Source organism: Mycobacterium simulans, assembly GCF_900232995.1.
GTDB lineage: Bacteria > Actinomycetota > Actinomycetes > Mycobacteriales > Mycobacteriaceae > Mycobacterium > Mycobacterium simulans.
This window is the reverse complement of record NZ_OCVX01000003.1, coordinates 411399-432119: the sequence shown is the minus strand read 5'-3', so window position 1 is coordinate 432119 and position 20721 is coordinate 411399. Positions and strand designations below refer to the sequence as shown.

The window sequence follows — 20721 nt, the reverse complement described above, 5'->3', positions numbered from 1 at the left end:
TTCTGGCCCCGGCGGTAGTGTGAGTTGTATTACAACATCGAGCGAGGAGCCGAAAAGATGCCTGTCTTTACACGTCCCGGTTCCGACGGGGCGCTGATGTCCTATGAATCCCGGTACGAGAACTTCATCGGCGGCGAGTGGGTCGCTCCCGCTCAGGGCCGCTACTTCGAGAACCCGACGCCGGTGACCGGGCAACCGTTCTGCGAGATAGCACGCTCCGACGAAGCCGATATCGACAAGGCGCTTGTTGCCGCACACGCGGCGGCGCCTGGGTGGGGCAAGACCGCACCGGCCGAGCGGGCCGCGATCCTGAACAAGATCGCCGACCGCATCGAGGAAAACACCGCAGCGCTGGCAGTCGCCGAGGTCTGGGACAACGGCAAACCGATCCGGGAGGCACTGGCGGCCGACATCCCGCTGGCGGCCGATCACTTCAGGTACTTCGCCGCGGCGATTCGCGCTCAGGAAAGTTCGCTGTCGCAAATCGACGAGGACACTGTCGCCTACCACTTCCACGAGCCGCTTGGGGTGGTGGGCCAGATCATCCCGTGGAACTTCCCCATCCTGATGGGTGCTTGGAAGCTGGCGCCGGCATTGGCGGCCGGCAACGCGGTTGTGCTCAAACCAGCCGAGCAGACCCCGGCCTCGATTCTCTACCTGATGTCGCTGATCGGTGACCTGTTGCCGGCAGGGGTGCTCAATGTCGTCAATGGATTCGGCGCCGAGGCCGGCAAGCCGCTGGCGTCCAGCGACCGCATTGCGAAGGTCGCGTTCACCGGGGAAACCACCACTGGGCGACTGATCATGCAGTACGCCTCGCAGAACCTGATCCCGGTCACCCTGGAACTTGGCGGCAAGAGCCCCAACATCTTCTTCTCCGACGTGATGGCGGCCAATGACGACTTCCAGGACAAGGCGTTGGAGGGGTTTACGATGTTCGCCCTCAATCAGGGTGAGGTGTGTACATGCCCGTCGCGCAGCCTGGTCCAATCCGACATCTGCGATGAGTTCCTGGAGCTGGCGGCCATTAGGACCAAGGCGATCCGGCAGGGCGATCCGCTGGATTCCGCGACGATGCTGGGTTCCCAGGCCTCCAACGACCAGCTGGAAAAGGTGTTGTCCTACATCGAGATTGGGAAGGCAGAAGGGGCCAAGATCATTACCGGCGGTGAGCGCGCCGAGTTGGGTGGTGACCTGTCCGGCGGCTATTACGTGCAGCCGACGATCTTTTCCGGGAACAACAAGATGCGGATCTTCCAGGAGGAGATCTTCGGGCCTGTGGTAGCCGTGACGCCGTTTCGTGACTACGACGACGCGATGGGCATCGCCAACGACACGCTCTACGGTTTGGGGGCTGGCGTGTGGAGCCGCGACGGAAACACTGCCTACCGCGCCGGCCGGGATATCCAGGCGGGCCGGGTGTGGGTCAACTGCTACCACGTCTACCCGTCGCACGCGGCCTTCGGCGGCTACAAGCAATCCGGGTTCGGCCGGGAGGGCCACAAGATGGCGCTCGAGCACTACCAGCAGACCAAGAACCTTCTGGTGTCCTACTCCGATAAGGCGCTGGGATTTTTCTGATGGTCGCGACTTCGGCGCTGGGGAGAGCTCCCGCGGGCGTGGTGATAACCGCTGCCGCCGCCGAATTGCTGACCCGACTGCAGGACCGCCATGGCCCGGTGATGTTTCACCAGTCCGGCGGCTGCTGCGACGGTTCGTCGCCGATGTGCTACCCGCGTGTGGACTTTGTCGTCGGTGACCGTGACGTGTTGCTCGGCGTACTCGACGTAGGAGACGGAGTTCCGGTGTGGATCTCCGGTCCGCAGTACCAGGCCCACTATCGGGGAGCGCAGCACACTCAGCTGGTCATCGACGTGGTGCCGGGCCGCGGGGGTGGGTTCAGTCTGGAAGCACCTGAGGGCGTGCGATTCCTCAGTCGGGGTCGGCTGTTCACCGACGCCGAGCAAGAGCTGCTGCGGGCCGTACCGGTGATTACCGGCGCGGCTTTCGAGCGTGGCGAACGGCCGTCGACTCGGGGTTTTATCGTCGATCTCGACGACAAAACCCCGCCGCCCGGAGTGTGCGGGGCCGCCACTGGCCGATAACCGCAGTAAGGTCGTACACCGTGATCCCGCTTCCACGATCATGGCTGTTGACCAGCGCCATGCTGGTGGGTAACGCGGTCGGCGCGCTTGCGGGAGTGGCGGCCACTGTGCTGGTCCACGCTCGGGTGCGCCCGGATGTCGTCATCGCGCTTGTGGTCGGGATTCCCAGCGCGATTGGGCTGTTGGTGATCCTGTTGTCCGGGCGTCGATGGGTGACGACGATGGGTGCGTTCATTCTCGCGTTGGCGCCGGGTTGGTTGGGTGTGCTCGTCGCGATCCAGGTGGTCTCCGGTGGCTGACCAAGACGGTGACCAAGACCGTGAATCAAGCCCGGGGACGGAGCCGTTCGTACCTGATTTCGATGACACGGGTTCGCAGCCGCTGGCTTCGTTCGCCGGCCTCGAAAATGCCGAGACACCCGGCAAGGCGTCGCCGCCCGCGACCCCGGCGGAGGATTCGGACGCCGGGGAAGCGGCAGCCGCAGAGCCGGCCGCACCGGTTGTCGTACCGGGTCGGTACCTCTACCTGAAATGGTGGAAGTTTGTCCTGGTGATCCTCGGCGTCTGGTTCGCTGCGGCCGAGGTTGGGCTCAGTTTGTTCTACTGGTGGTACCACACGATCGACAAGACACCGCCGGTGTTCGTCGTCCTGGTCTACGTCGTCGCTTGTGCCGTGGGTGGCTTGATGCTCTCGATGGTGCAGGGCAGGCCGCTGATCACGGCGTTGTCGATCGCCGTGATGTCGGGACCATTCGCCTCCGTCGCCGCTGCCGCGCCGCTCTACGGGTACTTTTACTGCGAGCGGATGACCCGCTGTCTGCTTGGCGTCCTTCCGTACTAGCGGCCCACCGGGCACAGCTCTCGGTCGGTTGCCGCTCTGGCCTCGGCCAGCGTGTCGAGCCTTATCGCTAGCCGAGCCGTGAATTGGTTCTCCGGTTGTCGGATGTCCAGACCGATCGCGCGCGAAATTCGGTCGAGTTTGTTCAGCAGCGTGTTGCGATGGACATCGAGTGCGCGGGCGGCGTCAGTGATGTTCCCGCCTCGGGCCAGGTAACCCGTCAAGGTTTCCAGAAGATTCGGACCCGACCGCAACGGCTCGACGAACTGCTGAATCAGTTGCCGGCTCTCCTCAGAGTCGGCGATTTCGGCGAGCATCGTGAAGCTGCGCAGGTCCTGATGAGAGGTGGCGCAGGTACGGCCGAGCCGATGCGCGATGTCCAAAGCGATTTGGGCGTCGCGATAGCTGTCGGAGACTTCACCGGCGCCGCGGGCTGGTTGTCCGTAGGCGACGGCTACCGCCTTCCCACAACGCAGCTCAAGTGCACGGCACATTGATTGGGCCAAGGCGGCCATCTCGTGGCTTAGCGCTGACTCGTCAGCACCGCGCAGGGTACGCACCACCACCAAAACATCGCCGATAACGGTCGCATCGGCGCGCACCGACTGGTCCGCGAAGATGTGGGCAGCATCGCGGACCAATCGCAGCGTTCTGGCTGCCCGATTTCGTACCGGTGGCGGTAACAAGCCGCGGGCAACGAACACGCCGAACGTCGAATCCGGGTCGATCTCGTGGTGCTCGGCACGGGCCCGCAGTTCGTGGTCGCTGAAGAAGGCGCCGTGCACCAGCGCTTGGATGAAGTCATCGCGCGCCCGGTCTTCGGCCTCCTCGACGCTGCGCTGGCGCAGCAGTTCGATGCCAACAACGGCAGCCGCCTGTTCGGTGAGGACGCGGTGACGGGCCAGATCGTGGGGGCCCAAGACGGCAAACGGGACGAGGACGATTACCCAGCCCTCGACGGCCTTACCGACCTTGATTTCATGGGCAATCGATGTCCAGGTTCCGCCGCTGGCACCAACGACGCGTTCCATCCGGCTGCCCTGTTCGGTCAAACGACGTGCGGAGGGTATACCGGTTGCAAGCACGTGGCGAGCCGAGTCGGCGAGCGCTTCAATGTCGTTCACGCCAAGTCCAGCCTGGGCAATCACCTGACCGCGAGCGTCGAGGACCATCGCGGGGTTGCGGGCCAGATTGCAAACCTCACGAATGAGGATCTCCAGGCCTGCCCCACGGTGGAACAGCCTCGCCAGCAACGCATGCACGTGCATCGAGTACCGCATCACCGGCACTTCCTGATTCAGGGTCAGCGTCGCGAAAAGGCGGCTAAGGGCGGCAAAGCCGACGCGCGCGGCCATCTCGATGACCACCAGTCCGGTGGGGAGACCCGAGCGTGGAACCTCTGCTGGTATCGGCCCGTCAACCACCAGAACCGCCGCACCCCGGGTGGCTAGCGAGGCAAGCGGGATGCCGCCGCCGGCCAAGGCCTCGGCGCGGGTATACACCGCCACCGCCTCGAGTCGATTCGGCAACGCTGGTACTTCAGTCAGCGGCAGAATCCAGGTCAACGCGCGATCGAGCTGGTCAGCGCCGGTCACAACACGGGCACCGGACATCAGTGCTTCATCGAGCAGCCGGCGAACCGTCAATTCGTTGGTATCGATCGATAGCTCGGAATAGTGGGTAATCGGAGCGGCCATGATCTGCCCTTCTGTGTGCTGCGGCCGGTCGCGTCCCGCGGATGCCGGCGGGCGTAGTCTCGACACGTTAGTTGACAGTTGTCATCATATCTGATTAGTGTCATCTGTCAACTATGTCCATGGATGCCGATACAACCACTGCGCGCGTCCACGCACGGCGCGAATAACCTAGACAAGTGGCACGTCCGAAGCTCATCGAGGAGGTCGAGCTCCTAGACCGCCTACTCGACGCATTCGCCGATCTGGGTTATGAGGGCACGAGTCTGCGTGAGCTATGCCGACACCTCGGGATGAGCCACAATCTGATCCATCGGCGTTATCAATCCAAGGATGCCGCCTGGCACGCCGCGGTCGATCACGGTTTCGCGGACTTGTACGCAGCGCTACAGGTGCCGCCGGATGAGGTGCCGTCGGATCTTTTCGAGGTTCTACGGCTGCTGATGGTCAAATTCTCCGAAGCGACGCTGCGGCGACCGGCGTTGGCCCGGATCATCCAGCACGAAGCCGCAATATCTGGTCCACGGTTCGAATACATGCTCACGCATTACATCGGTCCGACCCGCGAGGCCTCCGCCGCGCTTCTGGCGCAGCTGCAAGCCGCCGGCGTAGTTCGGGAGGGCGCGGTTGAGACCGTGTACTTCTTCTTGACCACATGGGGAATCGGCGGGCTGGCGAGCGCTTCCGACGAGCTGCGCGGAACCGGCGAATCCGAACGTTCTCGCCAACAGCTGGCGCGACTGGCTGTCGACGTGGTGGGGGATGGCCTGCGTGCGCCCGCACCTAATTAGCCGCGAATCTTGGCCCAATGAAGGTCAGGGTATGCGCGCCGCGCATAAAGGTGCGCAAGCGCATGGAAGTCGGCAAGCCGAACAACCAGACTCTCAAATGGTGAGAGTGATATTGCTATCATTCGCTCTTCCGTTGGGTCGATTTCCATCGCTATAAATAGCACTATCCCGCGCAGTCTATTGCGTGACACCGAGGGCGAGATGAAAGGCGAGACTATACCGGCTTGTAGTCCCAGTTCGGATTCCGGAGAATAATCAGTCGGATTGATCCGGCAAGCCTTTGCGACCCGCCGGGGGAGCTGGAATTTCTCAGCTACCTGGTGTAACAAATGACGATTGATCGTGAAGTCACCCACACCGGTGAGCAGGAAGTGCTGTGTGTGGAGACGAACCGTCACTGTTTTGTTGACCAGCAGCGCAGCGTTACTTAAGAGGCCATTGAGCAGGGCTTGCTTCGTGCACGCTTTCACCGAAGGTGGATGCCGAACGATTGCGTTGTATGCCCCGAGATGCGACACGATTTCGTGAATAAGTTCAAAGCTGCGCCAGGAAAGGGTGGCGACACCGAGCAGGTTTTCGCGTTGCTTTAATTGCCCTATTGCTGCAGGATCGGGGAGTGCCGCCCAAATATCCTCAATCGGAGGAAGTGTCTTAATCAGTCGTTCGACGGTGAGGTGCGACCACCTCGGCCACCCATTAACGGCGGGCATGTTGTCCATGGTCATGTTGGCCTCGCCATCATAACCGAGTCCGCAGGCTCGGATCGGCAATCGGCGGGAACGAGACTGGCCGACGTCGTTTCCACTCCTTCGCTCGCAGTAATCCGGAGTGGTGCCACAGGGACGGTGTCGAAAAGAGCGAAAGTCGCCAGTCCTGCCCGCGATCTAGGCAGTTGGAGCCACTAGGGTGGGGGCCGTGACTCACTATGACGTCGTCGTTCTCGGAGCCGGTCCCGGCGGATATGTCGCGGCGATTCGCGCCGCGCAGTTAGGCCTCAACACCGCAATCGTCGAACCCAAATATTGGGGCGGAGTCTGCCTCAACGTCGGATGCATCCCGTCCAAGGCGCTGTTGCGCAACGCCGAACTTGTCCACATCTTCACCAAGGACGCCAAGACTTTCGGCATCAACGGCGAAGCCAAGTTCGACTACGGGGTCGCCTTTGACCGCAGCCGCAAGGTGGCCGACGGCCGTGTGGCCGGCGTGCACTTCCTGATGAAGAAGAACAAGATCACCGAGATCCACGGCTATGGCAGGTTTACCGACGCCAACACGTTGTCGATTGAGCTCAACGATGGCGGTACCGAAACGGTCACGTTCGACAACGCGATCATCGCCACCGGCAGCAGCACCCGACTGGTGCCCGGGACGTCGCTGTCGGCCAACGTCGTGACCTATGAGGAACAGATCCTGTTGCGGGAGTTGCCGAAGTCGATCATCATCGCCGGAGCCGGCGCGATTGGCATGGAGTTTGGCTATGTGCTGAAGAACTATGGCGTCGACGTGACGATCGTGGAGTTCCTGCCGCGTGCGCTGCCCAATGAGGACGCCGAGGTCTCCAAGGAGATCGAGAAGCAGTTCAAAAAGCTCGGTGTCAAGATCCTGACCGGAACCAAGGTGGAGTCCATTTCCGACGATGGTTCGCAGGTCACCGTGGTCGTGAGCAAGGACGGTAAATCCGAGGAGCTTACGGCCGACAAGGTATTGCAGGCCATCGGGTTCGCGCCCAACGTCGAGGGCTACGGACTGGACAAGGCGGGCGTCGCGCTGACCGACCGCAAGGCCATCGGCATCAACGACTACATGCGCACCAGCGTCCCCCATATCTACGCGATCGGCGACGTCACCGGGCTGCTGATGCTGGCGCACGTCGCAGAAGCGCAGGGCGTGGTCGCGGCCGAAACCATTGCCGGTGCAGAGACTTTGGCTCTAGGCGATTACCGCATGTTGCCGCGCGCGACCTTCTGCCAACCGCAGGTCGCCAGCTTCGGGCTCACTGAACAGCAGGCCCGCGACGAAGGTTACGACGTCGTGGTCGCCAAGTTCCCGTTCACCGCCAACGGCAAGGCGCACGGCCTTGGCGACCCCAGCGGTTTCGTCAAGTTGGTGGCCGACGCGAAGCACGGCGAGCTGCTGGGCGGGCATTTGGTTGGCCACGACGTCTCCGAACTGCTGCCCGAGCTCACGCTGGCGCAGAAGTGGGACCTCACGGCCACCGAGTTGGCGCGCAACGTACACACTCACCCGACGATGTCAGAGGCGCTGCAGGAGTGCTTCCACGGCCTGACCGGCCACATGATCAACTTCTGAGCAAGATGAGCACCGATACTCCCCAGACCCCCCAGACCATTGTGGGTGGCATCGGCGGTTTGGCCGCCGGCTACATCCTGTGGCTGGTGGCCATTTCGATCGGCGATGATCTCACGACCGCCAGCAAATGGAGCCTTGCGGTCTTGCTGCTGTCGGGTGTGCTCACGGTCTGCGCCGCGGTGGGGGGCTGGGGGCTGCGCTGGCGCCGCAAGTTTGCCTGGTCGGCGTTTGCGTTCGGGTTGCCGATCTTTCCGGTCATTCTGACGTTGGCCGTGCTGGCCGAGATCTATTTCTAGCAGTCAGCGCGGGTTGTCCAGCGGTATCTCGAGTGCCGTGATCGTGGCCGCCAGCCCGTCGTAATGAGTTGCCAGCATGCAGAATTCGATCAACCGGGGCCGGTTGAGGTGCGTCGCCAGCTGTTGCCAGGTGTCCGCGGTGATCGACCGGTCCTTGATCAACTCATCAGTCGCCATTAACAGCGCCTGTTGTCGGGCGCTCAAAACCTTTCGGGGACCGTCGGTTTCAGGAGTGTCAGGCCAGGCGAATATGGTGGCTTGCGTCTGAGGATCGAGCCCTGCCCCACGCGCCATGCGGCGATGGTGCTGCAACTCGTATTCGCAGGAGCGCAAATGCGCGACGCGCAATATCACCAGCTCGGTATCGATGCGGGCCAGCCGCCCCCGCAACACCCGGCCGCCATAGAGCAGCCAGGCCCAGAACAGGGACTGACGGTAGCCCAGCGTGGTGAACAAATGCATCTCCGGCGCTCGCACAGTGCGTGCACCCAGCTTGGCCAGCACCCAGTTGACCGGCCCCAGTTGGCGGAACCTGCCCGACGGGATGCGCGCGAGCTGGCCGTCTTGAGGGGCGGTCACGGCTGCTTCACCAGGTAAGGGGACACCGTGCTGCGATGCTCGTCGAGATCGAGTGCGCGCCCGAGCGCGGGAAATGCCCGTTGCGGGCAGTTGTCGCGCTCGCAGACCCGGCAACCGGCGCCGATCGGTGTCGCGATATCCCCCGACAAGTCGAGTCCTTCCGAGTAGACGAGCCGGTGCGCATGCCGCAATTCGCAGCCGAGCCCGATCGCGAAGGTTTTACCGGGCTGACCATACCGGGCAGCGCGGCGCTCAACGGTGCGGGCCACCCACATGTAGTTGCGGCCGTCGGGCATCTGGGCGATTTGCACCAGGATCTTGCCGGGGTTGGCGAACGTCTCGTAGACGTTCCACAACGGGCAGGTGCCGCCGCTGGAGGAGAAGTGAAAGCCGGTGGCCGACTGACGTTTTGACATGTTTCCGGCGCGGTCGACCCGGACGAACGAGAACGGCACGCCCCGCATCGAGGGCCGTTGCAGAGTCGAGAGCCGGTGCGCGATCGTCTCGTAGCTCACCGAGTAGAAGGCCGACAGTCGCTCGACGTCGTAGCGAAAATTCTCGGCGACGTCATGAAACTGCCCGTAGGGCAGCACCGCGGCCGCGGCGAAGTAATTGGCCAGCCCGAGCCGGGCCAGGGTGTGCGACTCCTGGCTGGTGAACTTGCCCTCTTCGACCATGCCGTCGATCAGGTCGCCGAACTCGAGATACGCCAACTCGGCGGCCATCTTGAATACCTGCTGACCCAAGGACAGGTGATTGCTGATTTCCAGCGTTTTGGTCTTGGGGTGGTAGCGGTGCAACACCGTGTCGCCGAGATCGATCCTTCTGGTGATGCGGACTCCGTGTACCTCGGTGAGCCGCCGAGTCAACTCGCGGGCCAGGTCGCCGTGATGCATCCGCATCTGAATCGTCAGGTCTTCGGCGGCGCTGTCCAGCTCGTGCAGGTAGTTCTGCCGTTGATAGAAGTAGTCACGTACTTCCTCGTGGGGCATGGTGATCGAGCCGCTGCCGCTGCCGTCGGAATATCGCTCCTCGGTGGCGGCGGCCAGCTGTGCGGTGGTGATTCGGTAGCGCCGGTGCAGATTGACCACCGCGCGCGCGAAGGCGGGATGAGCCCCAACCAATTCGGCCACCTGGGTTGGGTCGATGTCGAGATCCAGATCGCGGTCCATGGTTACCTCGCGTAGCTCGGCAACCAGCCGGGTGTCGTCCTGAGAGGCGAAGAAGGTCGCATCGACCCCGAACACCTCGGTGATCCGCAGCAGAACGGCCACCGTCAGGGGGCGGACGTCGTGTTCGATCTGATTGAGATAGCTCGGTGAGATCTCCAGCGTCTGCGCCAGTGCGGCCTGGCTGAACCCGCGCTCGTTGCGCAGCTGACGGACCCGGGAGCCGACGAACGTCTTGGGCACTCAACTGAGCGTACGCGCGGGTGTGAAGGCACGGTTCGCAGACTTGGCACGGCCCGTCGATTGGTGTTTCGAGGACGGCATTGGCATGATTCGCACCGAAAGCCTGGGTCAACCTGGGAGGCGGACGAGGAGGAAACAGGGAGCGACGCCGTGAGCCTGGACAAAGAGTTGATGCCGGTACCGGACGGTCACCCCGACGTGTTCGACCGCGAATGGCCGCTGCGCGTGGGGGATATCGACCGCACCGGCCGGCTGCGCTTGGACGCGGCCTGCCGGCACATCCAGGACATCGGCCAGGACCAGCTGCGCGAGATGGGCTTCGAGGAGACCCACCCGCTGTGGATCGTGCGCCGCACGATGGTCGACCTGATCCGGCCCATCGAGTTTCAAGACATGCTGCGATGTCGACGCTGGTGCTCGGGCACCTCGAACCGCTGGTGCGAGATGCGGGTCCGCGTAGATGGGCGCAAGGGGGGCCTGATCGAATCCGAGGCCTTCTGGATCCACGTCAACCGGGAAACCGAGATGCCGGCCCGCATCGCCGACGACTTCTTGGCGGGTCTACACAAGACCACTTCGGTTGATCGGCTGCGGTGGAAGGGCTATTTGAAAGCCGGCAGCCGCGATGACGCGACGGAGATTCACGAGTTTCCGGTCCGGGTCACCGACATCGACCTATTCGACCATATGAACAACTCGGTGTACTGGAGCGTGATCGAGGACTACCTGTCCGCTCACCGCGAGCTGCTACAGGGACCCTTGCGGGTGACCATCGAGCACGAGGCGCCCGTTGCGCTTGGCGACAAGCTGGAAATCATCTCGCACATCCATCCGGCCGGCTCCACCGATCAATTCGGTTCCGGACTGACCGACCGGACTGTTACAACGCTCACATATGCGGTTGGCGACGAGACGAAAGCCGTCGCATCGCTCTTCTCCCTGTAGCCGCAGCTACAGCCCAGCTAAATCCATGATGACCTGCGAGTATTCGATTACCGGCTGGTAGCTACTGAAACGGTTCAGTTAACCGTGTCTTTGCAAAGTTAGCAAAATCATGGAAAGTCGTTGCTTAAATTGGCAACGGAAATGGGTGGACCTGCATAGACGGGCTGTGCCATGGTCGTGGCAGCACACCAGTGAAGTTGAGCCTCTAGCACCGCTGGTTGGTGCGGCATCAGCGATTCAGCAAGCATGTTAAGGAGCATTCGATGTCTGTCGTTGGCACGCCTAAGAGCGCCGAGCAGATCCAGAAGGACTGGGACACCAACCCGCGCTGGAAGGGCATCACCCGTACCTATACGCCCGCCGAGGTGGTCGCGCTGCAGGGCAGCGTGGTCGAGGAGCACACCCTGGCCCGCCGCGGTGCCGAGGTCCTGTGGAGCCAGCTGCATGACCTGGAGTTCGTCAACGCGCTGGGCGCGCTGACCGGCAACATGGCCGTCCAGCAGGTGCGTGCCGGCCTGAAGGCCATCTACCTGTCGGGCTGGCAGGTCGCCGGCGACGCCAACCTTTCCGGCCACACCTACCCCGACCAGAGCCTCTACCCGGCCAACTCGGTGCCCCAGGTCGTCCGTCGCATCAACAACGCGCTGCTGCGCGCCGACGAGATCGCCAAGGTCGAGGGCGACACGTCCGTCGAGAACTGGCTGGCGCCGATCGTCGCCGACGGCGAGGCCGGCTTCGGCGGTGCGCTGAATGTCTACGAGCTGCAGAAGGCCATGATCGCCGCGGGCGCAGCCGGGTCGCACTGGGAGGACCAGCTCGCGTCGGAGAAGAAGTGTGGTCACCTCGGTGGCAAGGTGCTCATCCCGACCCAGCAGCACATTCGCACGCTGACCTCGGCTCGCCTGGCGGCCGACGTCGCTGACGTCCCGACCGTCGTGATCGCGCGCACCGATGCCGAGGCGGCCACGTTGATCACCTCCGACGTCGACGAGCGCGACCAGCCGTTCATTACCGGCGAGCGGACCAAGGAAGGGTTCTACCGGGTCAAGAACGGCCTGGAGCCTTGCATTGCGCGGGCTAAGGCCTACGCGCCGTACTCCGACCTGATCTGGATGGAGACCGGCACGCCGGACCTGGAGCTGGCGGCCAAGTTCGCCGAGGGCGTCAAGGCCGAGTTCCCGGACCAGATGCTGGCCTACAACTGCTCGCCGTCGTTCAACTGGAAGAAGCACCTCGACGACGCGACGATCGCCAAGTTCCAGAAGGAGCTGGGCGCGATGGGCTTCAAGTTCCAGTTCATCACGCTGGCCGGCTTCCACGCGCTGAACTACTCGATGTTCGACCTGGCCTACGGCTATGCCCGCAACCAGATGAGCGCGTACGTCGAGTTGCAGGAGCGCGAGTTCGATGCCGAGGAGCGCGGCTACACCGCGACCAAGCACCAGCGCGAGGTCGGTGCCGGTTACTTCGACCGCATCGCCACGACGGTGGACCCGACTTCGTCGACCACTGCGCTGACCGGCTCCACCGAAGAGGGCCAGTTCCACTGAGTTAGGTTGAGTTAGTCTGCCGAGCAGACGCGGAATCGCACTCCTGCAGCCCAATTGATGCGATTCTGCGTCTGCTCGCGCATTTGAGGAGGAACAGTGATCCAACGAGTGGGCGTGATCGGGGCCGGACAGATGGGATCCGGTATCGCCGAGGTGTCGGTGCGCGCCGGCGTCGGCGTGACCGTGTTCGAGACCACCGAGGCGCTGATCACCGCGGGACGCAACCGCATCGTCAAGTCGCTGGAGCGTGGCGTCAGCGCGGGCAAGGTGACGGAGCGCGAGCGCGACCGTGCCCTGGGCCAGTTGACGTTCACCACCGACCTGAATGACTTGGCCGATCGGCAACTCGTCATCGAGGCCGTCGTCGAGGACGAGGCCGTCAAGGCCGAGATCTTTTCCGAACTCGACCGTGTCGTCTCCGACCCCGACGCGGTATTGGCGTCGAACACCTCCAGCATCCCGATCATGAAAATCGCGGCGGCAACCAAGAACCCGCAGCGGGTTTTGGGCCTGCACTTCTTCAATCCGGTGCCGGTGCTGCCGCTGGTCGAGTTGGTGAGCACGCTGGTCACCGACGAGGCCGCCGCCGCTCGCACCGAAGAGTTTGCCAGCGCGGTGCTGGGCAAACAGGTTGTGCGCTGTTCGGACCGGTCCGGCTTCGTGGTGAACGCGCTCCTGGTGCCCTATCTCCTATCGGCCATCCGGATGGTTGAGGCCGGGTTCGCCACCGTCGAAGACGTCGATAAGGCCGTTGTTGCCGGGTTATCTCATCCGATGGGCCCGTTGCGGCTTTCGGATCTAGTCGGTCTGGACACCCTCAAATTAATCGCCGACAAGATGTTCGAGGAATTCAAGGAACCGCACTATGGGCCGCCGCCGCTATTGCTGCGGATGGTCGAGGCGGGTCAATTGGGCAAGAAATCGGGCCAGGGTTTCTACACGTACTGAACGCCGGTCACTTTTCCAATGTGAACTGGTCGATGTCGGTGTAGCCCTCGCGGAATAGTTTCGCGCAGCCCGTCAGGTACTTCATATACCGGTCGTAAACCTTCTCCGACTGGATCGCAATCGCCTGGTCCCGCTTGGATTCGAGCGCCGCCGCCCACAGGTCCAGGGTTCGCGCGTAGTGCAGCTGCAAGGACTGGATCCGAGTCACCTTGAAGCCCGCCGCCCCGGCATGCTCTTCGACCGACGGGATGGTCGGTAGCCAGCCGCCCGGGAAGATCTCCGCCAAGATGAACTGGGTGAAGTGAACGATTTCGTGGGTCAGCGGCAGGCCCTTCGCCCTGGCCTCTTTAAACGTGGGACGGGCGATGGTGTGCAGCAGCATGATGCCGTCGCTCGGCAAGACGTTGTAGGCCATCCTGAAGAAGCGCGGATAGCGTTGGCGGCCGAAATGCTCGAACGCACCGATGGAAACAATGCGGTCGACGGGTTCGTGGAACTTCTCCCAGCCCTCCAGCAGGACCTGCCGGCTCCGGGGGGTGTCCATTTCGTCGAACATCTTCTGGACGTGGGCGGCCTGGTTTTCGGACAGCGTCAGGCCAACGACATTGACGTCGTACTTCTCAATGGCGCGCTTCATAGTGGCGCCCCAGCCGCAGCCGATGTCCAACAGCGTCATCCCGGGCTCGAGCTTCAGCTTTCCCAGCGACAGGTCGACCTTGGCGAGTTGCGCCTCTTCCAGTGTCATGTCGTCGCGCTCGAAGTAGGCGCAGCTGTAGGTCTGGCTGGGGTCGAGAAACAACCGGAAGAAATCGTCGGATAGATCATAATGGGCTTGCACGTTCTCAAAATGCGGCGTGAGCTGCACGGACATTACGCTTCGAGCCTTTCTGTTTCCGGAGGCGAGCATGGCGCTCGGCAATGGCGCACCCTGTTCTGCCCCCGATGCATCTCAAGCATGCTATCTGTTGTAAATAGTTCTAGCCGCATTCCGCGCGGCAATACCGGCCGGTCCGAATTCACCACGAGCGCAGCACAACGCCGATTGTGAGGCCCACAACCAGCAGCGCACCGGCCTGGCGCACGTGTAACCACGCGAGTGCGGCATACCAGAGCGGCCACACCGGAAACTTCGGTGGTGGCTGGTCAGGCGGCTCTCGACGGAAATACGGCCATACTTTGGCCAGCCGGGGCAGCGCCAAGCCGACTAGCAGCGCGGGCCACGCCATCGCCCCCATCGCGACGGCAACAACGACCAGGACGTAGAAGCCGAGCATCATGGCCAACGTCACAGCGCGAGCCCGGGCGGCGCCCAGCAGGACCGGCAATGTGCGGATGCCGAGCGGTTGGTCGTAGGGGATCTTGTCGATGTGCTTGCCCATCAGCACCGTCGTGCACAACAGTCCGTAGGGAAGCGACGCGAGCACCACGTTCCAGCCGACCGCGCCCACCGCGGCGTAGTACGTGCCGCACACCATCAGCGGACCCCATACGACAAAGACGTCGGGTTCGCCCAGACCACGTTTCTTGAGTCGAAGCGGTGGTGCGGTGTAAGCAACGCTCAGCGCGAATCCGCTGAGCGCAAACGCCGCCACGGGCCAGCCGCGAGCCCACGTCAACGCGACGAGGATCGCCAAATCGGCGAGGTTCACCACGAGTATCGCCAGGCCCAGCGTGCGACGGCTGATCAAGCCGGACAACACCGGGTGCGGGGCGTAGAGGGCGCGGGGGTAGTTGGCGCTGTCGGTACCGACCTCGGTGTCGTACAGGTCGTTCATCAGGTTGTTGGAGGTGTGTGCCAGCGTGATCCCGACGACGGCCAGGACCAGCCAGCGCCAGTCGAACCCTGGTTGACCAATCGCCAGGAGCGCCGCGACGAGGCCGGAGACCAAGGTCATCGGCAGCAATGCCGCGCGGGTTACGACGAGCCAGCGCGTCACCGCATCGATCGGCCCGTCGGGTGGCGGGTTGGTGGTGCTCAGTGCGTATGACCACGACTTCAGCCGTGAGCCAACGCTCAGCCCAGGCATCTCACCAGCCTAGACCGGTCTGGAACGATCCCGCGGCGGCACGATGGGCGAGGGATGCGGTTGCTCCCGGAACTTCTCCAGCGATCCACCGACCTCGACGATCCCGCACAGTGCGTTCCAACTGAGCATGGTCAGGTAGTCGATCAGCTCGTCGCGACTCATCCGCGGGTCCGACATCCACGAGTGGGTCGCCAGCTGCACGCCGCCGACAATCAGGTAGGCCCACGGCTCCGCCCCTCCGGCGTCCATGCCCGCCTGCTGCATGCGCCGGCGCATCATTACCGCGAGCATGCGGGCAATGATCCGCTCGGAGTCGGCGATCACCTTGCTCTTGCTAGCCGAACTGTTAGCCATCACGAACCGATACGGCTCGGGTTCGTCCGCCACGGTGTCGACATACACCCGGATGATTTCGCGGGCCAGGTCGAAACCGTCCAGGTCGGACGTCAACGCCGCGGCCATATTGGGAATCAGCGTGGTCTGGGTGAAGCGCATCATCACCGCGGTCGTCAGGTCGTTCTTGTCGACGAAATACCGGTAGAGCACCGTCTTAGAGACCCCGATCTCCGCGGCTATCTCGTCCATGCTCAGGAAGCGGCCGTGCCGGCGTATGGCCACGATCGTGCCATCCACTAACTCATTGCGGCGCTCTACCTTGTGCTGATGCCAGCGCCGTTTGCGACCATCCGTCTTCACTGTCACGGCCGGGATACGCTCCGCCACTCTCGCCGATTCCCATTCACTAGACGACTTGATACTACGGCGTGTGGAGGCTGTTCCGGCGTAGCGGCGGTGTCTGCAGAAGCTTCCGAAAACAGGTGGAGTCACATTAACTGAGCTTTCCGATAGCGGATGATGGTGTGGTGACACATAGAGCCTTCCCGACAGGGGGATCGTCGGGGTCGCCGCGGGTACGCGTGTCTTTCGCGGAGTCGTTCGCCGGGGCCGATCCGGAGGCCGACGCCGAGCGGCGGACGGCGCTGCGCCGGATGAAAGTGGTAGCTCTGAGCTTTCTGGTTGGCGCCACCGTGGTGTTTCTCGCGTGCCGCTGGGCACAGGCGCATGGGGCGGCACCGCTTTGGGTCGGCTACGTCGGCGCCGCCGCGGAGGCCGGCATGGTGGGCGCCCTGGCGGACTGGTTCGCGGTGACAGCGCTGTTCAAGCATCCGCTGGGCATCCCTATCCCGCACACCGCCATCATCAAACGCAAGAAAGACCAGCTCGGCGAGGGCTTGGGCACCTTTGTGCGGGAAAACTTCCTGTCCGCAGAAGTTGTGGAGACCAAGCTGCGTGACGCGCAAGTGCCGAGCCGCTTGGGTAAGTGGCTGTCCGAACCCGTACATGCCCAGCGGGTGGCGAGCGAGACGGCCACGGTGTTGCGGGTGCTGGTCGAGCTACTGCGCGACGAGGACGTCCAGCACGTGATCGACCGGATGATCGTGCGCCGTATCGCCGAACCGCAATGGGGTCCGCCTGCAGGCCGACTGCTGCAGACGCTGCTGGCCGAGAACAGGCAGGAGGCTCTGATCCAGCTGCTGGCCGACCGGGCATTTCAGTGGTCGCTGAACGCGGGCGTGGTCATCCAACGTGTGGTCGAGCGCGACTCACCGACATGGTCGCCGCGATTCATCGACCACCTGGTCGGCGACCGCATCCACCGCGAATTGATGGACTTCACCGACAAGGTGCGCCGCAACCCCAACCACGAATTGCGCCGTTCGGCGACCCGCTTCCTGTTCGACTTCGCCGACGACCTGCAGCACGACCCGGCGACTGTTGCGCGCGCCGACGCGATTAAAGAGCAACTGATGGCGCGCGACGAGATCGCCAACGCCGCCGCGACGGCGTGGAAGACGCTCAAACGGTTGGTGCTCGAGGGTGTCGACGACCCGTCCAGCGCGCTGCGCACCCGCATTGCCGACGCGGTGATCCGAATCGGGGAATCGCTGCGCGATGATGCCGAGCTGCGTGACAAGGTGGACAACTGGATGGTGCGCGCCGCGCAGCAGCTGGTCTCGCAATATGGGGTGGAAATCACCGCGATCATCACCGAGACGATCGAGCGTTGGGACGCCCAGGAAGCCAGTCGGCGCATCGAATTGCACGTCGGTCGCGACTTGCAGTTCATTCGGATCAACGGGACCGTGGTTGGGGCGCTGGCAGGGTTGGTGATCTACGCCGTCGCGCAGCTGTTGTTCTGAGAGGGTGCTAACAAAGCGCTTGCAAAAGCAAGCACCTGTCCGTACCCTGGTGTCCATAAACGACCACGCTGACGCAAGGAGTGCTCCAATGGCACCGGAGGAGAAGCTGGGCGCCAAGGTGTCCAACAAGGCCTCCGACATCGGCAGCTTCATCAGGTCGCAGCGCGAGACGGCCCAGGTTTCGATGCGGCAACTCGCCGAGCGGTCCGGAGTCAGCAACCCGTACCTGAGCCAGGTCGAGCGGGGACTGCGCAAGCCGTCCGCCGACGTCCTAGCCCAGATCGCAAAGGCGCTGCGGGTTTCCGCCGAGGTCCTCTACGTGCGGGCCGGGATTCTCGAGCCCAGCGAGTCCAGTCAGGTGCGCGACGCGATCATCACCGATACGGCGATCACCGAGCGTCAGAAGCAGGTTCTGCTGGACATTTATGCGTCCTTTACCCAACAAAACGAAACCCAACAGAACGAAGCGAACCGCGAGGAGTGTCCGAGCGATCCGACATCGAACGATTGAGTAGGCCGTCGGCCGACTGCAGCGACGCAATCGGTTGAGGGACTTTACATATCGCACGAGTCACCGCGATTACGTCTAGATCACCGGCTGTCGGGTTATCCAAGAGGAAGGGAAGTCGGGCCGGCAGTGTAAGGACTTCGCTCGGCGGCGCCCAGATACACAACCCACCACGAGCTCGAACCAGCAACCGACCCGACGAACCAGGAGGTTTCCCCGCAAGTCGCGTGCACTGTCAATCCGCGGGTCTTGACGATTCCTGTCCGCAGGAGCCGACGCTTGCCTCTACTTCCAGACCACAGATCGAATAACGCCGATAACGAAGAAACAATGAAAGGAAACACCATGGCCGAAAATTCGAACATCGAGGACCTGAAGGCTCCGTTGCTTGCCGCGTTGGGTGCCGCCGATTTGGCCCTGGCCACCGTCAACGACCTGATCTCCAACCTGCGTGAGCGCGCTGAGGAGACCCGCTCGGACACCCGCACCCGCGTTGAGGAGAGCCGTGCTCGCCTGACCACGCTGCGTGAGGACCTGCCCGAGCAGATCACCGAGCTGCGCGAGCGCTTCACCGCCGACGAGCTGCGCAAGGCCGCGGAGGGTTACCTCGAGGCCGCCACCACCCGGTACAACGAGCTGGTCGAGCGCGGCGAGGCCGCTCTGGAGCGGCTGCGCAGCCAGCCGGGCTTCGAGGACGCGTCGGCGCGCGCCGAGGGCTATGTGGACCAGGCTGTCGAGCTGACCCAGGAGGCCCTGGGGACGGTCGCCTCGCAAACCCGCGCGGTCGGTGAGCGTGCCGCCAAGCTGGTCGGCATCGAGCTGCCCAAGAAGGCACAAGCCAAGAAGGCCCCGGCCAAGAAGGCTGCACCGGCGAAGAAGGCGGCCCCGGCCAAGAAGGCTCCCGCGAAGAAGGCAGCGGCCAAGAAGGTCACTCAGAAGTAGTTCGGACCTGCACCATTCGACTCCGAGTCGTCCTCAGGGCGACTCGGACCAGAAAGGGCAATCGACTCCGAGTCGTCCTGTGGGCGACTCGGAGTCGACGTGTTGGACGAAACCCGCATAGTCTTATTGCGTGAGCCACCTCGTGGGTACCGTCATGTTGGTCTTGCAGATCGCCGTCTTGGTGACGGCCGTGTACGCGTTTGTGCACGCGGCGCTGCAACGGCCCGACGCTTATACCGCAGCCGACAAACTGACCAAGCCGGTGTGGTTGGTGATCCTGGGCGTAGCGGTCGCGCTGACCTCCATCCTGGGCTTCGTTTTCGGCGTGCTCGGAATGGTTATTGCCGCATGCGCGGCCGGAGTGTATCTGGTCGATGTGCGGCCCAAGCTTCTCGAAATTCAAGGTAAGTCGCGCTAGCGGATGAAAGCAGTGGTGGCCGCTCCGGCGGCCGTGGTTGTCGCGCTCCTAGCCGCGGCTCCCGCCGTCGCCGACCCGGATACCGGCGTTTCGAGCTCGACACCGTCTCCGCCGTTCGTCGACCACACCGAATGGACGCATTGGGGTGGCCAGAATCTGACTAGCCTGCGGGTTTATCCGACGCCATCGGGGCGCGTGGCCTCACGGCGGCCCGGAATGACCGCGGCCGTCGACGAGGCCTGGGCCGAGGTGCTCACGCGCTCACCGAACGCCGACAGCGCTGGCATGCGCGCACAGTTCGTCTGCCACTGGCAGCTCGCCGAAATCGCAGAACCCGGCAAGACCAGCTGGAACCTCGAGCCGTGGCGGCCGGTCGTCGACGACGCCGAGATGTTCGCCTCCAGCTGCAACCCGGGCAGCCCGGAAGAACCGTTTTAGTGCCCAGCTCTCCTACGCGGAAGCAGCTGGCGGCATTGGTCGATCACACCCTGCTCAAACCCGAGGCGACCCAGGCCGATGTGGCTGCCCTGGTTACGGAGGCCGTCGAGCTAGGGGTCTACGCGGTCTGCGTGTCGCCATCGATGGTGCCGATGGCGGTCCAAGCCGGCCTCCAAGCCGGCCTCCAAGCCGGCCTCCAAGCCGGGAATGTACGGGTCGCGGCGGTCGCGGGGTTCCCTTCGGGCAAGCATCTGTCCGCCGTCAAGGCTTTAGAGGCGGCCGAGGCAGTGGCGTCCGGTGCGAATGAGATCGACATGGTCATCGACGTGGGCGCCGCGCTGGCCGGAGCTTTCGATGCCGTGCGGTCCGACATTGAGGCGGTGCGTGCCGCGGCAGGCGGGGCCGTGCTCAAGGTGATCGTGGAGTCGGCGGTGCTGCTTGCCCAGGCAAACGCGCACACGCTGACGGACGTGTGTCGCGCCGCCGAGGACGCCGGAGCGGACTTCGTCAAGACCTCGACCGGATTTCACCCCGCTGGCGGGGCGACGGTGCGTGCCGTCGCGTTGATGACCAAGGCTGTCGGTGGGCGCCTGGGGATCAAGGCCAGCGGTGGCATCCGCACTGCCGCCGATGCGATCGCGATGCTTGACGCTGGCGCCACCAGGCTGGGCCTGTCCGGCACTCGAGTTGTGCTCGATGGACTCGGGCCGGCCTGACCGA

General features: G+C 63.5%; 23 protein-coding genes. 16 read left to right on the top strand and 7 right to left on the bottom strand.

Annotated features, from left to right (window positions below; all coding sequences use genetic code 11):
• The first annotated feature begins 57 nt into the window (after positions 1 to 57).
• The 4 genes from exaC to MSIMFI_RS02740 are packed head-to-tail and all read left to right on the top strand — an operon-like array spanning position 58 to position 2945.
• Positions 58 to 1581 carry an acetaldehyde dehydrogenase ExaC gene (gene exaC / locus MSIMFI_RS02755; RefSeq protein WP_191496031.1) on the top strand — a complete coding sequence of 508 codons (1524 nt, stop codon included), beginning with the start codon at positions 58 to 60 and terminating at the stop codon, positions 1579 to 1581.
• Positions 1581 to 2105: a DUF779 domain-containing protein gene (locus tag MSIMFI_RS02750; RefSeq protein WP_191496030.1), complete on the top strand. Its 525-nt coding sequence runs from the start codon at positions 1581 to 1583 to the stop codon at positions 2103 to 2105. Before exaC ends, MSIMFI_RS02750 begins: the two co-directional genes overlap by 1 nt.
• Positions 2106 to 2125: 20 nt before the next feature.
• Complete coding sequence (locus tag MSIMFI_RS02745; RefSeq protein ID WP_186241485.1) at positions 2126 to 2404, top strand: putative holin; 279 nt, start codon at positions 2126 to 2128, stop codon at positions 2402 to 2404.
• Positions 2397 to 2945, top strand: coding sequence for a hypothetical protein (locus MSIMFI_RS02740; RefSeq protein ID WP_191496029.1), 549 nt, complete (start codon positions 2397 to 2399; stop codon positions 2943 to 2945). Before MSIMFI_RS02745 ends, MSIMFI_RS02740 begins: the two co-directional genes overlap by 8 nt.
• Here MSIMFI_RS02740 and MSIMFI_RS02735 read toward each other — a convergent pair.
• Entirely contained in the window at positions 2942 to 4639 is a 1698-nt protein-coding gene (locus MSIMFI_RS02735; protein ID WP_191496028.1) for a PucR family transcriptional regulator, read from the bottom strand. The genes MSIMFI_RS02740 and MSIMFI_RS02735 overlap by 4 nt on opposite strands.
• 176 nt (positions 4640 to 4815) lie before the next feature.
• Between MSIMFI_RS02735 and MSIMFI_RS02730 the strand changes: the two genes are divergently transcribed.
• Positions 4816 to 5427 carry a TetR/AcrR family transcriptional regulator gene (locus MSIMFI_RS02730; RefSeq protein ID WP_191496027.1) on the top strand — a complete coding sequence of 204 codons (612 nt, stop codon included), beginning with the start codon at positions 4816 to 4818 and terminating at the stop codon, positions 5425 to 5427.
• On the opposite strand, the gene MSIMFI_RS02725 is transcribed toward MSIMFI_RS02730, so the two are convergent.
• A complete protein-coding gene (locus MSIMFI_RS02725) occupies positions 5424 to 6152 on the bottom strand; it encodes a hypothetical protein (protein ID WP_191496026.1) in 729 nt (242 codons plus the stop codon). The genes MSIMFI_RS02730 and MSIMFI_RS02725 overlap by 4 nt on opposite strands.
• 190 nt (positions 6153 to 6342) lie before the next feature.
• Here MSIMFI_RS02725 and lpdA point away from each other — a divergent pair, with 190 nt between their 5' ends.
• Both lpdA and MSIMFI_RS02715 read left to right on the top strand, forming a co-directional pair.
• Complete coding sequence (gene lpdA, locus MSIMFI_RS02720; RefSeq protein WP_191496025.1) at positions 6343 to 7737, top strand: dihydrolipoyl dehydrogenase; 1395 nt, start codon at positions 6343 to 6345, stop codon at positions 7735 to 7737.
• Positions 7738 to 7742: 5 nt separating this feature from the next.
• Positions 7743 to 8033 carry a hypothetical protein gene (locus MSIMFI_RS02715; RefSeq protein ID WP_191496024.1) on the top strand — a complete coding sequence of 97 codons (291 nt, stop codon included), beginning with the start codon at positions 7743 to 7745 and terminating at the stop codon, positions 8031 to 8033.
• 3 nt (positions 8034 to 8036) lie between these two features.
• Here MSIMFI_RS02715 and MSIMFI_RS02710 read toward each other — a convergent pair whose 3' ends face one another.
• Together MSIMFI_RS02710 and ramB are read right to left on the bottom strand one after the other, a co-directional pair.
• A complete protein-coding gene (locus MSIMFI_RS02710) occupies positions 8037 to 8612 on the bottom strand; it encodes a carboxymuconolactone decarboxylase family protein (protein WP_191496023.1) in 576 nt (191 codons plus the stop codon).
• A complete protein-coding gene (ramB, locus tag MSIMFI_RS02705; protein ID WP_191496022.1) occupies positions 8609 to 10024 on the bottom strand; it encodes an acetate metabolism transcriptional regulator RamB in 1416 nt (471 codons plus the stop codon). Before ramB ends, MSIMFI_RS02710 begins: the two co-directional genes overlap by 4 nt.
• 150 nt (positions 10025 to 10174) lie before the next feature.
• Between ramB and MSIMFI_RS02700 the strand changes: the two genes are divergently transcribed.
• The 3 genes from MSIMFI_RS02700 to fadB2 all read left to right on the top strand — a co-directional run bounded on the left by MSIMFI_RS02700 (position 10175) and on the right by fadB2 (position 13467).
• Positions 10175 to 10969, top strand: coding sequence for an acyl-[acyl-carrier-protein] thioesterase (locus tag MSIMFI_RS02700; RefSeq protein WP_186241494.1), 795 nt, complete (start codon positions 10175 to 10177; stop codon positions 10967 to 10969).
• 263 nt (positions 10970 to 11232) lie between these two features.
• Positions 11233 to 12519 carry an isocitrate lyase gene (aceA, locus tag MSIMFI_RS02695; RefSeq protein ID WP_191496021.1) on the top strand — a complete coding sequence of 429 codons (1287 nt, stop codon included), beginning with the start codon at positions 11233 to 11235 and terminating at the stop codon, positions 12517 to 12519.
• Between the two features lie 96 nt (positions 12520 to 12615).
• Positions 12616 to 13467 carry a 3-hydroxybutyryl-CoA dehydrogenase FadB2 gene (fadB2, locus tag MSIMFI_RS02690; RefSeq protein WP_224770044.1) on the top strand — a complete coding sequence of 284 codons (852 nt, stop codon included), beginning with the start codon at positions 12616 to 12618 and terminating at the stop codon, positions 13465 to 13467.
• Between the two features lie 7 nt (positions 13468 to 13474).
• On the opposite strand, the gene pcaA is transcribed toward fadB2, so the two are convergent.
• The 3 genes from pcaA to MSIMFI_RS02675 all read right to left on the bottom strand — a co-directional run bounded on the left by pcaA (position 13475) and on the right by MSIMFI_RS02675 (position 16217).
• Positions 13475 to 14338 (bottom strand): cyclopropane mycolic acid synthase PcaA, encoded by an 864-nt coding sequence (gene pcaA, locus MSIMFI_RS02685; protein WP_186241496.1) that lies wholly within the window; start codon positions 14336 to 14338, stop codon positions 13475 to 13477.
• Positions 14339 to 14483: 145 nt separating this feature from the next.
• On the bottom strand, positions 14484 to 15494 hold the full coding sequence (locus tag MSIMFI_RS02680) for a prenyltransferase (protein ID WP_191496020.1): 1011 nt from the start codon (positions 15492 to 15494) through the stop codon (positions 14484 to 14486).
• Between the two features lie 9 nt (positions 15495 to 15503).
• A complete protein-coding gene (locus tag MSIMFI_RS02675; protein ID WP_186241498.1) occupies positions 15504 to 16217 on the bottom strand; it encodes a TetR/AcrR family transcriptional regulator in 714 nt (237 codons plus the stop codon).
• Positions 16218 to 16354: 137 nt separating this feature from the next.
• Between MSIMFI_RS02675 and MSIMFI_RS02670 the strand changes: the two genes are divergently transcribed.
• The 6 genes from MSIMFI_RS02670 to deoC all read left to right on the top strand — a co-directional run bounded on the left by MSIMFI_RS02670 (position 16355) and on the right by deoC (position 20717).
• Positions 16355 to 17695, top strand: a complete 1341-nt coding sequence (locus MSIMFI_RS02670) for a DUF445 domain-containing protein (protein WP_191496019.1) — start codon at positions 16355 to 16357, stop codon at positions 17693 to 17695.
• Positions 17696 to 17783: 88 nt separating this feature from the next.
• Complete coding sequence (locus MSIMFI_RS02665) at positions 17784 to 18206, top strand: helix-turn-helix domain-containing protein (protein ID WP_186241500.1); 423 nt, start codon at positions 17784 to 17786, stop codon at positions 18204 to 18206.
• A gap of 342 nt (positions 18207 to 18548) precedes the next feature.
• Positions 18549 to 19145, top strand: coding sequence for a heparin-binding hemagglutinin HbhA (gene hbhA, locus MSIMFI_RS02660; RefSeq protein ID WP_186241501.1), 597 nt, complete (start codon positions 18549 to 18551; stop codon positions 19143 to 19145).
• A 130-nt stretch (positions 19146 to 19275) separates the two neighbouring features.
• Complete coding sequence (locus MSIMFI_RS02655; RefSeq protein ID WP_186241502.1) at positions 19276 to 19563, top strand: DUF2516 family protein; 288 nt, start codon at positions 19276 to 19278, stop codon at positions 19561 to 19563.
• A 3-nt stretch (positions 19564 to 19566) separates the two neighbouring features.
• The gene (locus MSIMFI_RS02650; protein WP_186241503.1) at positions 19567 to 20001 is read left to right on the top strand and encodes a DUF2599 domain-containing protein; all 435 of its coding nucleotides are present in this window, start codon (positions 19567 to 19569) and stop codon (positions 19999 to 20001) included.
• A complete protein-coding gene (gene deoC / locus MSIMFI_RS02645) occupies positions 20001 to 20717 on the top strand; it encodes a deoxyribose-phosphate aldolase (RefSeq protein WP_191496018.1) in 717 nt (238 codons plus the stop codon). Before MSIMFI_RS02650 ends, deoC begins: the two co-directional genes overlap by 1 nt.
• The last annotated feature ends 4 nt before the right edge of the window (positions 20718 to 20721 follow it).

Excerpts from the sequence above, each read along its gene's own strand:
- MSIMFI_RS02650 (WP_186241503.1), top strand. The coding sequence starts at position 19,567 with ATGAAAGCAGTGGTGGCCGCTCCGGCGGCCGTGGTTGTCGCGCTCCTA.
- exaC (WP_191496031.1), top strand. The coding sequence starts at position 58 with ATGCCTGTCTTTACACGTCCCGGTTCCGACGGGGCGCTGATGTCCTAT.
- hbhA (WP_186241501.1), top strand. The coding sequence starts at position 18,549 with ATGGCCGAAAATTCGAACATCGAGGACCTGAAGGCTCCGTTGCTTGCC.
- aceA (WP_191496021.1), top strand. The coding sequence starts at position 11,233 with ATGTCTGTCGTTGGCACGCCTAAGAGCGCCGAGCAGATCCAGAAGGAC.
- MSIMFI_RS02725 (WP_191496026.1), bottom strand. The coding sequence starts at position 6,152 with ATGACCATGGACAACATGCCCGCCGTTAATGGGTGGCCGAGGTGGTCG.
- MSIMFI_RS02750 (WP_191496030.1), top strand. The coding sequence starts at position 1,581 with ATGGTCGCGACTTCGGCGCTGGGGAGAGCTCCCGCGGGCGTGGTGATA.
- MSIMFI_RS02680 (WP_191496020.1), bottom strand. The coding sequence starts at position 15,494 with ATGCCTGGGCTGAGCGTTGGCTCACGGCTGAAGTCGTGGTCATACGCA.
- pcaA (WP_186241496.1), bottom strand. The coding sequence starts at position 14,338 with ATGTCCGTGCAGCTCACGCCGCATTTTGAGAACGTGCAAGCCCATTAT.
- MSIMFI_RS02715 (WP_191496024.1), top strand. The coding sequence starts at position 7,743 with ATGAGCACCGATACTCCCCAGACCCCCCAGACCATTGTGGGTGGCATC.
- MSIMFI_RS02735 (WP_191496028.1), bottom strand. The coding sequence starts at position 4,639 with ATGGCCGCTCCGATTACCCACTATTCCGAGCTATCGATCGATACCAAC.
- MSIMFI_RS02665 (WP_186241500.1), top strand. The coding sequence starts at position 17,784 with ATGGCACCGGAGGAGAAGCTGGGCGCCAAGGTGTCCAACAAGGCCTCC.